Source organism: Aeromonas sp. A35_P (assembly GCF_002259925.1).
Lineage (GTDB): Bacteria > Pseudomonadota > Gammaproteobacteria > Enterobacterales > Aeromonadaceae > Aeromonas > Aeromonas dhakensis.
In genome coordinates this window covers 1-12,685 of the sequence record NZ_NEVB01000202.1, presented here as the reverse complement: position 1 = coordinate 12,685, position 12,685 = coordinate 1, and the positions used below count along the sequence as shown (strand labels likewise).

8 protein-coding genes are annotated in these 12,685 nt (G+C 64.5%); 7 read left to right on the top strand and 1 reads right to left on the bottom strand.

Going from position 1 to position 12,685, the window contains the following annotated elements; genetic code table 11:
• Positions 1-203: 203 nt before the first annotated feature.
• Positions 204-1,118 carry a LysR family transcriptional regulator gene (locus CAK78_RS14505; RefSeq protein WP_094697727.1) on the bottom strand — a complete coding sequence of 305 codons (915 nt, stop codon included), beginning with the start codon at positions 1,116-1,118 and terminating at the stop codon, positions 204-206.
• A 257-nt stretch (positions 1,119-1,375) separates the two neighbouring features.
• Here CAK78_RS14505 and CAK78_RS14500 point away from each other — a divergent pair, with 257 nt between their 5' ends.
• The 7 genes from CAK78_RS14500 to CAK78_RS14465 all read left to right on the top strand — a co-directional run.
• Positions 1,376-1,708 (top strand): hypothetical protein, encoded by a 333-nt coding sequence (locus CAK78_RS14500; protein WP_011707661.1) that lies wholly within the window; start codon positions 1,376-1,378, stop codon positions 1,706-1,708.
• Between the two features lie 30 nt (positions 1,709-1,738).
• Positions 1,739-2,425 carry a pirin family protein gene (locus CAK78_RS14495; protein ID WP_017785520.1) on the top strand — a complete coding sequence of 229 codons (687 nt, stop codon included), beginning with the start codon at positions 1,739-1,741 and terminating at the stop codon, positions 2,423-2,425.
• A 40-nt stretch (positions 2,426-2,465) separates the two neighbouring features.
• Entirely contained in the window at positions 2,466-2,858 is a 393-nt protein-coding gene (locus CAK78_RS14490) for a DoxX family protein (RefSeq protein ID WP_005306139.1), read from the top strand.
• Positions 2,859-3,084: 226 nt separating this feature from the next.
• On the top strand, positions 3,085-6,435 hold the full coding sequence (gene recC, locus CAK78_RS14485) for an exodeoxyribonuclease V subunit gamma (protein ID WP_094697726.1): 3,351 nt from the start codon (positions 3,085-3,087) through the stop codon (positions 6,433-6,435).
• Positions 6,435-10,040, top strand: a complete 3,606-nt coding sequence (gene recB, locus CAK78_RS14480) for an exodeoxyribonuclease V subunit beta (protein WP_094697725.1) — start codon at positions 6,435-6,437, stop codon at positions 10,038-10,040. Before recC ends, recB begins: the two co-directional genes overlap by 1 nt.
• A complete protein-coding gene (recD, locus tag CAK78_RS14475) occupies positions 10,037-12,076 on the top strand; it encodes an exodeoxyribonuclease V subunit alpha (protein ID WP_094697724.1) in 2,040 nt (679 codons plus the stop codon). The genes recB and recD overlap by 4 nt, the downstream gene beginning before the upstream one ends.
• Before the next feature lie 306 nt (positions 12,077-12,382).
• A partial coding sequence (locus CAK78_RS14465; protein WP_141214098.1) for a transposase occupies positions 12,383-12,685 on the top strand: 303 nt, incomplete at its 3' end.

Below are 12,685 nucleotides of genomic sequence, written 5' to 3'. Positions count from 1 at the left end.
ATTCAAGACCTTCCTGGTTGAGAAATCGATTGTTTGCTTCCAATTTAAGGGTTTTTTAAACCGCAAGGTTTTTTATTCTTTCCTGGCATTGAGCGGAACTCGCAAGAGGGCCGCTTTTTTCTTTTCCTCGAATCTGAGCCCGCCGTCAAGACAGGGGCTCAGTTTCGGCACTTCCTGCGCCGCCGTCCTCACGCGGCAGACATTTATTCCCCCTTGCAGGGAAACAGCTTGGGGATCTCCCGGATCAGCCAGCTCTTGGCCTTGCCCATGGTGTCGCGCCGCCAGGCCAGCACGACCTGGAGCTGGTGGCGATACTCGGGACTGATCACCTTGAGCCGTCCGGCCTTGATGTCCTCTTCAATCCAGCTTTGCGGCATGGTGCCGATGCCGAGTCCGGCCAGCAGGGCGTCACGCTTCTCGCCCATGGTGCTGACGGTGAGCCGCGGCTGCTTGTCGAGCAGGCGATAGGTGAGCACCGGCTTGCGCAGCGCCGAGTCGGCCACTGCGATGGCCCGGTAGCGGCGCAGGGTATCGTCCGCCAGAGGCTCGGGCTCCTGATGCAGAGGATGATCCGGGTGGGCGACATAGAGCATCACCTCCTCCTGCAGCGGCTGGTGCTTGATGCCGGTCATCATGATGTCGGGATTGAGGGAGGAGATGAGCAGGTCGGCCCGGCCATCCTCCAGACACTCCCAGCTGCCCGCCAGCACCTCGGCGCGAAACCTCAGCCTGGTATCGGTCAGCTCGGCCAGCCTTTCGACCAGGGGATAGAGCGCCTGCAGCGGCACCAGGGCATCGACGGCGATGGTGATGTCGGTCTCCCAGCCGCGGGCCAGCGCCCGGGTCTCGCCCACCAGATGCTCGGCCGCTTCCAGCAGAACCCGACCCCGCTCCAGCAGCATACGACCCGCCGGGGTGAACTTGGTTCTGTGGCCGCTGCGGTCGAACAGCATGGCGTCCAGCTCGTCTTCCAGCTTCTGTACCGTGTAGCTCAGGGCCGAGGGCACCTTGCCCAGTTCGTCGGCCGCCGCCGCGAAGCTGCCACGGCGGTCGATGGCATCCAGCACCCGGATGGCTTCCAGGGTCAGCGCCCGTTCCTTGTTCAGTTCCTTGGCCATAAATTGCCTTCAATTTTTTTGAACATGTTTGCCAGTTTATCTCGCTAACAAGTTAGGCCAAGTGTCTTTAATATTCAATCAACGCTTAGGCAGGAACGCCAAGCAGCCAAATAAACGGGTAGTTCCAGACTGTGACCCCCTCAATCAGGGCGTCTGACTTCGGTGAAAGAACAACACACTATTTGAATGACCTCTTGCATGGATGCATTGATTCTGGCCACAGCGGCCTTGGCAATGACATAAAACCAAGAGAGTGAATGAACATGAAAAACGTAATCAAGATGCTGGCCGTTGCAGGCCTGATGACCGCAGGTTTTGCTCAGGCTTCCGTCCCGGCTGACCTCAACGCCGCCCCGGGCGTGCTGTTTGTGAACTGGCACGCCACCGCCGCGGTGGAAGGCAAGGGCAACCCCATGCTGGAAGTGCGTGACGAGTCTGGCGACCTTGTTGCCTCCGTCCATGCCAACCTGATGGGCAGCCAGCAGGTGCAGATCCCGAGCCGCACCCAGGGCAACCTGACCGTGAGCCTGGGTGAGCAGAGCAGCGACTACCGCATTCCGTTCGGCATCGGTAGCGGCAAGCAGCGTTAATTAACCGTATCGGTACGTGAGGAGCACACCATGATGAAATTGAGAGCCGCAGAAGCGCGCGGCAAGGCCAACTTCGGCTGGCTGGATGCGCGCCACAGCTTTTCCTTCGGGCACTACTACGACCCGGACTGGATGGGGCATTCAGTGCTGCGGGTCATCAATCAGGATCTGGTGGCGCCGGGTGGCGGTTTCGCGACCCACCCTCACGCCAACATGGAAATCCTGACCTGCGTGCTGCAAGGCACCATAGAGCACAAGGACAGCCTCGGCCATGCCGAGCAGATCCCGGCGGGGGATTTCCAGCTGATGAGCGCGGGGTCCGGCATCCGGCACAGCGAGTACAACCCCTCGCAGACCGAGCCGCTCTCCCTGCTGCAAATCTGGATAGAGCCGAACGAACACGGCACGACACCCGGTTATCAGCAGAAGAAGATTGAAGCCAATCCGGGCATGACGCTGGTGGCGTCACCGGATGGCGAAGCAGGATCCTTCAGGATCCGCCAGCAGGCCCGCGTCTGGCGGTTGCAGCTTGAACCGGGTGAGAGCCTCACCTGGGAGCTGGCCGGCCGACACGGCTACCTGCAGATGATTTCAGGGGAGCTGACCGCCAACGGTCTGGCTGCCCGACCCGGCGACGGGGTACTCAGTCGTGATGAGCCCAAATGGGATCTGGTGGCCATGAGTGCCAGCCAAGCCCTGTTATTTGACCTACCCTGAAGCAGTCAGCGGTGATGTGACGCAAAACGAGGATATTGAAATGGACAAGATGAAAGATTTGGCACTGCTGGTGGGTCGCGTACTGCTGGCTCTGATGTTTGTGATTGCGGGTTGGGGCAAGATCGGCGGTTACGCCGGTACCCAGGGGTATATGGAAGCCATGGGCGTGCCCGGTTTCATCCTGCCGCTGGTGATCCTGCTGGAGCTGGGTGGTGGCCTCGCCATCATGCTGGGCCTGTTTACCCGCAGCCTCTCCGTGCTGATGGCCGGTTTCACCCTGATGGCCGCCTTTATTTTCCACTATCAGCCTGCCGATCAGATGCAGATGCTGATGTTCATGAAGAACGTCTCCGTGGCCGGTGGTTTCCTGGCCCTGGCGGCGGCCGGTGCAGGGGCCTTCAGCCTGGATGGCCGCCTCGGCAAGAACTGGTAAACCCCGCAGGTTCGAGTTTTCCAACGCCTTTTGGCCGGTGCAATTGCACCGGCTTTTTTATGCCCGTCACATTTGCCTGCGATGGATGACGGCGACGTGATCGGCGACAACAAGCGCCTTTTGCATCTTATCCCCCGATCCCCGACAATCCCGATACCTGTGACGTGACGGGGATCCTTGAGGTTTTCCCGCGCTGACCCCTCTTTTGCACTGGCGGGAATTGCCCATGTTTACCCTCTACCACTCCAATCAGCTGGATCTGCTCAAAGAGTTGCTGGTGAGCCGCATCCGGCAGACCCCCCTCGCTCACCCCTTCGAGCGCGAGCAGATCCTGGTGCAGAGCCCGGGCATGGCCCAGTGGCTCAAGCTGGAGCTGGCCAAAGCCTTCGGCATCGCCGCCAATATCGACTTCCCGCTGCCCGCCAGCTTTATCTGGGAGATGTTCACCCGGGTGCTGGCGGACGTACCGCGCCAGAGTCCCTACAACAAGGGATCCATGAGCTGGCAGCTGATGACCATCTTGCCCGCCCTGCTCGACCGCCCCGCCTTTGCGCCGCTGGCCGCCTATCTGGGCGGGGATGACGCGGAGTCATTGCAGGATCTCGAGCAGGTACGGCTATGGCAGCTCTGCCAGAAGGTGGCGGATCTGTTCGACCAGTATCTGGTCTACCGGCCGGACTGGATCGCCCGCTGGGAACAAGGGGAGGGATTGAGTAAGGACTTGGCCGGGGTGAGCGGTCAGGATTGGCAGCCCGAGCTGTGGCGCGAGCTGGTGGCCCGCACCCTGGCGCTGGCCCCCAGCGGCTACCACAGAGCCAACCTCTACGAGGAGTTTATCCACGAGCTGCAACGTACCGCCACGCTGCCGGGCAAGCTGCCCCGGCGGGTCTTCGTGTTCGGCATCTCGGCGCTGCCGCCGCGCTACGTGGAGGCGCTGCTGGCCCTCGGCAGTCGGGATGAGGTGGAGGTACACCTGTTCGTCACCAACCCCTGCCGCTACTACTGGGGGGATTTGCTGGACAGAAAGACCCTGGCGCGCCTCGAAAACAAGCTCAAGCCGGGCACCGATCTCGACACCCTGCAGGGCCCCGCCAACCCGCTGCTCGCCTCCATGGGCAAGCTGGGGCGCGACTACCTGCACCAGCTGATGGAGCTGGAGGTGCCGCAAATCGAGGCCTTTGTCGATATCGACGAGCTGGATGCCAAGGGCAATATCAGGCTGCTGCGCGCCATCCAGAAAGATGTGCTGGAGCTGGCCGAGCGGGGGGCCGGCCAGTTTGATCTCGACAGCAGCCAGCACAAGAGCCCGCTCGATCCGGCCGATGGATCCTTGCAGATCCACGCCTGCCACGGCCCCATGCGCGAGCTCGAGGTGCTGCACGACCGGCTGCTGGCGCTGTTCGAGCAGGACCCCACCCTCACCCCGAAAGACGTGGTGGTGATGATGCCGGATGTAAACAGCTACGGCCCCTATATTCAGGCGGTATTCGGGGCGAGAGGCCAGATCCCCTTCGCGGTATCCGATCGGGCGGCGAGCCAGGAGAGCCCGCTGCTGCAGAGCTTCCTCGCCCTGCTGAGACTGCCCAATGCCCGGCTGGGAGCCGGCGAGCTGCTCGCCATTCTCGAGGTGCCCGCCGTGCTGCGCCGCTTCGAGCTCGATGACGACGAGTTCAACCAGCTGCGACGCTGGGTGCAGGAGACCGGCATCCGCTGGGGGCTGGATGACGGCTACCCGGAGCGCTTCGATCTGCCGCGCCTCTCCGGCAACAGCTGGCTGTTCGGCCTGCGCCGCATGCTGCTCGGCTTTGCCATGGGCGACGGCGAGCCGGTGGCGGGCATCCTGCCTTACGCCGATATCGAAGGTCAGCAGGGGCTGGCGCTCGGCAAGCTCGCCTGGTTCGTCGACTCGCTGGCGGAATTTCTGCCCCGCCTGCAACAGGCGCAGGAGCTGCCCGAGTGGATCGCCTGCCTCAACGAACTGCTGGAGCGCTTCTATCTGGCCGACGAGGATGAAGAGCGCCAGTTGCAGCTGATCCGCAGCCAGCTGGCTGACTGGCTCGCCCAGCTCGGCGAGGCGCGCTTCGAGCAGGCCATCAGTGCCGATCTACTGCAGGATTACCTCGGCAGCGTGCTGGGGGAGTCCCGCTCCAGCCAGCGCTTCCTCGCCGGTCAGGTCAACTTCTGCACCCTGATGCCGATGCGCTCCATCCCCTTCCGGCAGGTCTGTCTGCTCGGCATGAACGACGGGGTCTACCCGCGCACCCTGCCCCCCATGGGGTTTGACCTGATGGCGGTGGCGGGCAGGCGCGGGGATCGCTCCCGTCGCGACGACGACCGCTACCTCTTCCTCGAGGCGCTGCTCAGCGCCCAGCAGGGGCTCTACATCAGCTATCAGGGGTTCAGCGCCCAGGACAACAGCGAGAAGGTGCCCTCCGTGCTGCTGGCGGAGCTCATCGACTATGTGCGCCAGGGCTTCGTGCTGGCGGGGGATGAGGACCTCGATGACGAGACGTCCGGCAAGCGGCTGCTCGAACACCTGATCGTCGAACACCCGCTCACCCCCTACAGCCGCAGCTACTTCTATCCAGAGGCGGATTCCGGCCTCTTCACCTATGCCGCCGACTGGCTGCCGGCCCTGAATCCTCAGCGCGGGGCCGCCAACTTCCAGAGCGGCGAGCTGCCGCTGCCCCCCGAATGGGGGAAAGAGCAGGGGCTGGAGCTGGCGGAGCTGCTGCGCTTCTATCGCCAGCCCGCCAAGTATTTCCTCAACCGCCGCCTCAAGGTGTGGTTCGAGCTGGACGAGGCCGAGATCGAGGACAGCGAGCCGTTCGAGCTGGACGGCCTGCAAAATTATCAACTTAAGGCGCTGCTGCTCGATGCCCATCTGGCACAGGGGGAGAGCGAGGAGCGTCGCCAGCGCCTGCAGCTCTCCGGCCTGCTGCCCCAGGGCTGGTTCGGCAGCCTGCTGCTGGACGATCTGGATGCCGAGATGGGCAAGCTGGCAGCGCGGCTACGGCCCTGGGTGGCGGCCAATGAGGCGGACAAACAGGCGGTGGAGATCGATATCTCCCTGACCCAGGGCCAGCTGCAGGGGTGGATCGACACCCAGAAGGGGCGCTTGCTGGTGATCAAACCCGGCAGCTTCAACGGCAAGGATCTGCTGCTGGGCTGGATCCAGCACCTTTGCCTCTCATTGAGCTGCGCCCCCGGTGACACCCTGCTGTTCGACGCCAAGCAGAGCCTGCGCCTGCCTGTACTCGCTGCTGACGAGGCTCGGCCCAAGTTGGCGGCCCTGGTGGCGCTCTGGATGCAGGGGATGAAGCGGCCGCTGCCGTTTTTCCCCAGCACCGCCTGGGAGTGGATCAAGACGATCGAGAAGGATCCGGAGAAACCGGAGGCCGCCGACAAGGCGGCGCTCGCCTGCTTCAACGGCGGTTACATGGTGACGGGGGAGGGGCAGGACGTCTACGTCGCCCGCTGCTTCCCGGAGCTCGATGACGAGGTGCTGGCCCAGCTGCAGGCGCTGGCCCGCGAACACCTGACCCCGCTGATCAAGGCGCTGGAGGAGTTGCAATAATGGCTAACCCGCTCAATACCCTGCGTTTTCCCCTCCATGGCGAGCGGCTGATCGAGGCCTCCGCCGGTACCGGCAAAACCTACACCATCGCCGGCCTCTATCTGCGCCTGCTGCTGGGTCATGGCCCGCTCATTGAAGAGGGGGAAGACGCCGGTCAGCCCAGCGCTCACGAGCGGCCCCTGTCGGTGACCGAGATCCTGGTGGTGACCTTTACCGAGGCGGCCACCGCCGAGTTGCGCGGGCGGATCCGTGGTCGCATCCACGAGGCGCGCCTCGCCTTTATGCGCGGGCAAAGCGGCGATGCCCTGCTGGCCCAGCTGCTGGCTGAGGTGGAGGATCACGAGCTGGCGGCCCGCCGCCTGCTGGCTGCCGAACGGCAGATGGACGAGGCGGCGGTCTTCACCATCCACGGCTTCTGCCAGCGGATGCTGAAACAGAACGCCTTCGAGTCAGGCGCCCTCTTCGAAACCGAATTTCTCACCGACGACAGCCAGCTCAGGCTGCAGGCGGTGAGCGACTACTGGCGCGCCGAGTTCTATCCGGTGGATAAAACCCTGGCGAGCGCCGTGCGCGCGCTCTGGCCAAGCCCGGCGGCCCTGCTGCGTGAGATGAACGGCTGGCTCGACAACAGCGAGCTGGAGATGCGCCCGCCGGCGGGGGACGAGACCCTCGCCGCCCGCCATCAGGTGGCCATGAGTCGCATCGAGGCGGTGAAGGAGGCCTGGCTGGCGCAGGTGGACGAGATCCGCCGCCAGACCGACGGCCAGATCAGCCGCTACACCGGCAAGAACTACGAGGGGTGGCTCGCCAAGATAGCCGACTGGGCGCAGGACGAGGCGAGCGGCTACGCCATTCCCAAGGAGCTGGATCGCTTCGGCCAGACGGTGCTGGAGGCGAACCTCAAGAAAGGGGGCGAGCTGCCAACCCTGCCGCTGTTCAGCGAGATCGACGCGCTGCTGGCGAGCCGTCCCGGCATTCGCGACCTTATCCTGCAGCGGGCCGCCGTGGTGGTGCGCAGCCGGATGCAGGCCAGCAAGCGCCAGGCCCATCAGCTCTCGTTCGACGATCTGCTCAAAGACCTCGACGGGGCGCTGGGTTCTAGCCTTGGCGAGCGGCTCTGCGAGCGCATTCGCACCACCTACCGGGTGGCGATGATCGATGAGTTTCAGGATACCGACCCCCAGCAGTACCGCATCTTCCATCGGCTATATGGCGGCCACCAGGACACGGCGCTGCTGATGATCGGTGACCCCAAGCAGGCCATCTACGGCTTTCGCGGCGCCGACATCTTTACCTACATTCAGGCGCGGCGAAATGTGAGCGCCCACTACACCCTGGGGCGCAACTGGCGCTCCAGCGGTGCCCTGGTGGGGGCGGTCAACGGCCTGTTCGAGCGGGCCAAGGATCCCTTTATCTACGAGGCGGATATCCCCTTCCTGCCGGTGGAGGCGCAGGGCAAGAGCAAGGCGCTGCGCCTCGACGGTGAAACCGCCCCCGTGCTGCACTGCTGGCAGCTCACCGGCCAGCCCACCTTCAACCGGGGGGATTACCAGAACAAGATGGCCCGCGCCACGGCTGCGGAGATCCACCGCCTGCTGACCCTGGCCCGGGAGGGCAAGGCGCTGATCGGCAGTGAGCCGGTGAAAGCGGGGGATATCGCCGTGCTGGTGCGCACCGGTGCCGAGGGCAAGCTGGTGCAGCAGGAGCTGGCACGCCTCGCCATCGCCTCGGTTTATCTGTCGAATCGCGAGAGCGTGCTGGAGCAGGTGGAGGCGCGGGAGATCCTGCTCATTCTGCACGCCTGCCAGAACCCGAGTGAGGAGAGAAGTTTGCGGGCGGCGCTCGCCACTGGCCTGTTCGATCTCGACGCCAAGGCCCTCGACGAGCTTGCCTCCGACGAGCGGGCGTGGGAGAGCGCGGTGCAGGAGTTTATGGAGTACCGCAAGGTCTGGCACAAGCGCGGCGTGCTGGCCATGCTGCGGGCCCTGCTGCACCGGCGCAATCTCGCCGCATCGCTTTTGGCGAGCCCCTACGGGGAGCGGCGGCTGACCAACTTCCTCCATCTGGGGGAACTGCTCCAGCAAGTGAGCAGCGAGCTGGACGGCGAATACGCCCTGCTGCGTTGGCTGGGGGAGGCGGTAAACCGCCAGAGCGGTCAGGATGCGGAGCAGATACTGCGGCTGGAGTCCGAGCGCAAGCTGGTGCAGATCGTCACCATCCACAAATCCAAGGGGCTGGAGTACCCGCTGGTGTTCCTCCCCTTTATCTGCAGCCACCGCAGCGCCGATACTCCCCTCTATCACGAGGCCGATGCGGCGGGCAATCGCACCATTCTCGATCTGACCGGTGCCGAGGATTCCCTGGCAGAGGCCGACAAGGAGCGCCTCGCCGAGGATCTGCGGCTGCTCTACGTGGCGCTGACCCGGGGGGTCTACGCCACCTGGCTGGGGCTGGCGCCGGTGCGCTCCGGCAACGGCAAGTCCGAGAAGACCGACCTGCACCAGACCGCCATCGGCTACCTGCTGCAAAAAGGCGAAGAGGGGGACGCCATGACCCTGGCCACCGCCCTCAGTTCGCTTGCCCAGGGTCTGCCCGGGGTGGCCGTCGGTGAGCCCTCGCTCACCCGCCCGGCCCCGCTGCCGCTAGAAGAGGAGCAACTGGGCGAGCCCCGGGTGCGCCGCTTTGGCGGCACCCTTGAGCGGGACTGGTGGATCAGCTCCTACTCCGGGCTGGCGGCCCAGGGCCACGGTCACAGCAAGGGCGTATTGGCCAACCCCGGCTTCGATGACGAGGTGGTCACCGAGGCGGCGGCGCTGGCTGCCGAAGAGCCAGTGCAGGCGCCCCAGCCCTCCATCTTCACCTTCCCGAAGGGGGCGCGCCCCGGCACATTGCTGCACAGCCTGTTCGAGACCATCGACTTTCAGAGCGCCGGCGGCGACTCGCTGGCGCAGCATATCGCCACCCTGTTGGCGCAGGATGGCTTCGATGAAAGCTGGGCCCCCGTGCTGCAACAGCAGGTGGAGGCGGTGCTGGATACGCCGCTTGAAACGGGCTTTGGCGAGCCGGTGCGGCTGCGGGATCTGGCCCCCGAGCGCAAGCAGGTGGAGCTGGAGTTCTTCCTGCCCATGGGGCGGGTGACGGCACCGGCGCTGACCGCGCTCTGCCAGCAGCACGACCCGCTGTCGCGGGGCAACAAGCCCCTCAGCTTCGCCACCGTGCAGGGGATGCTCAAGGGCTTTATCGACCTGGTGTTCGAGTGGCAGGGGCGCTGGTATCTGCTCGACTACAAATCCAACCACCTTGGCATGAGCCCGGCCGACTACAGCCGGCCGGCGCTGGAGCAGGCCATGGTGGAGCATCGCTACGACCTGCAATACCAGCTCTATTCGCTGGCGCTGCATCGGCTGCTTTCCCTGCGTCTGCCGGGCTACGACTTCGACCAGCACTTTGGCGGCGTCTTCTATCTGTTCCTGCGCGGCATGCCGCAGGGGGGGATCTTCCATACTCGCCCCAGTCGCGAGCTGGTGCAGGGGCTGGATCGGCTGTTTAGCGAGAGGGCTACGCCCGCCCTCGCACAAGTTTCGGATAACGGGGTAGAAGCATGAAGAGCGTAGTCATGATCGAACGGCTCAAGGCCCTGGCGCTGGCGGGGCGCATCCGCCAGCTGGATCTGCAATTTGCCAAACTGGTGGCCGATCTGGGCGGTGGCCCCGAGCTGGTGCTGGGGGCGGCGCTCGCCTGCTTCGAGCTGGGGCGCGGCCATGTCTGCCTGCCGCTTGAAATGTTATCTGCCGGATCCTTGCGCCCGTTCGGGCTGGATCCGGATCAGGGCCGGGATCTGCTAGCCGATCTGGCGGATCCTGCGAGCTGGCCCGCCCTGTTTGCGGCAAGCCCCCTGGTTGGCACCGAGCAGCATGATGGGGAAGCCCCCCGCTGGCCGCTGCGGCTCTGGCACGGGCGGCTCTACCTCACCCGCTACCACGATTTTGAACTGGGGGTGGCCCGCTATCTGCGTGCATTAAGCGAGCGCGCCGAATGGCCGGAGATAGCCCCGGCCCTGTCGCGCCTCTTTGCCCGCGACTACGGCCTGGTGTTCGGGGCTCTGCTCAAGGCCCGCCTCGCGCCGGATTTCTCGGCCCGCCACTTTATCGAGAAGTACCTGGATCTGGTGTTCCCAAACGAGGTGGAGTGGCCCGCCATCGAGGCGCTGCTGGTCAGCGCCCAGGCGGCAAACGACCTGAGCAAGCTGGATGCGCTGGTGCCCGAAGCGCTCTGCTGCAACGGCCAGAAGCTGGCGGCGGCCACCGCGGCGGCGCGCCCCTTTGCGGTGATCTCGGGTGGCCCCGGCACCGGCAAGACCACCACGGTCGCCAAGCTTTTGGCCATTCTGGTGGAGACCGGCCTGCAAGCGGGCAAGGCCCCGGCGATCCGGCTGGTGGCCCCCACCGGCAAGGCGGCGGCGCGCCTCACCGAGAGTATCGGCGCTGCCCTGCAGGCGTTGGACTTGCCCCCCGAGTGGGTGGAAGCCATCCCCACCGAGGCGGGCACCCTGCACCGGCTGCTTGGGGTGATCCCGGGGCGCAGCCAATTCCGCCACCACAAAGGCAACCCGCTGCACCTCGACTTGCTGGTGGTGGACGAGGCCTCCATGGTGGACCTGCCGATGATGGCGCGCCTGCTCGATGCGCTGCCGAGCCACGCTCGCCTCATTCTGCTCGGCGACAAGGATCAGCTCGCCTCGGTGGAGGCGGGGGCCGTGCTCGGCGATATCTGCAGCTTTATCGAGCAGGGCATCAGCCCCGCCCAGGCGGATTGGCTCTCCCGCCAGACCGGCTACCGCTTGCAGGGCACGCCTGCAGGGGCACCGGTGCGTGACAGCCTCTGTTTGCTTTCCAAGAGCTGGCGCTTCGATCAGCACTCTGGCATCGGCCAGCTGGCGCGCGCCTGCAACAGCGGCGATGCGGTGGCGGTGGAGGCTGTCTGGGGTATGGGCTTTAGGGATATCAGCCTGCACCCCTGGGCGGGGGAGGCCTATGACGAGTTGATTGCCCAGGGGGTGGCCGGTTACGGCAGCTATCTGAAGGCGGCCCGCGCGGGGGAGGCACCCGCCGCCGTATTCAAGGCGTTCAACGGCTTTCAGATCCTCTGCGCCCTGCGCGATGGCCCGTTTGGCGTCGAGGGGCTCAACGAGCGGCTCGAACTGGCCCTGTCACGGGCTGGCCTGATTGCCCGCGATGGCGACTGGTATGCCGGTCGCCCCGTGATGGTGGTGCGCAACGACCACGGCGTCGGCCTCTACAACGGCGATATGGGGCTCTGCCTGCCCGATGAAAGCGGGCGGCTCAAGGTGTGGTTCGAGCAGCCGGACGGCACCCTGCGGGCGCTGTTGCCCAGCCGGCTGCCGCCCCACGAGACCGTCTACGCCATGACCATCCACAAATCCCAGGGCTCGGAGTTTGCCCATACCGTGCTGGTGCTGCCGGACAGCCCCAACCCGCTGCTGACCCGCGAGCTGGTCTATACCGGCATCACCCGCGCCAAGGCGCGCCTCGATCTCTACGGCGACCGCGCCCTGTTGGCACAGGCGGTGCGGAAAAAGACCGAGCGGTATTCAGGGTTGGCGGAGAGGTTGGGGGAGTGATTGATTGGACGGTGGTGAAGGGATTTACTGCACGATAATACCTTGCTAATGATTGCGCGCTTTTCATTGAAGGGCATATACATACGCCAGTCAGCCATAGGATTGAGGGATGTCTGTGGCCACTGCGTCAGTGAATCTGGATTGGGTGAGGGCATGGTGGAACTGGTGCGATTGATGAATGCCACTAGGTGGGAAGAAATCCGACTCGGTATGTATGCGTTGGGAGATCTCTCTCCTAGGGAAAGTGCGAACAAGTCCTTGATGTGAGATCATGAACCCCACTTGGCATCAGGGATGAGGTTCAGCATGAGTCACCAGCTCACCTTCGCGGACTGCGAGTTCAATGGCAAACGCCGTAAAACCCGTAAAGAGATATTCTTGGCTCGCATGGAGGCTGTGCTCCCATGGCCAAGGATGCTGGGGGTCATCGAACCCGTCTATCCCAAAGCTGGTAACGGGCGTCGTCCCTACCCACTCGATACCATGCTCCGCATTCACTGTATGCAGCAGTGGTACAACCTCAGCGACGGCGCCATGGAGGACGCACTCTACGAAATTGCCTCAATGCGTCTGTTTGCCAAACTCTCCCTGGACCAGGCTATCCCTGAC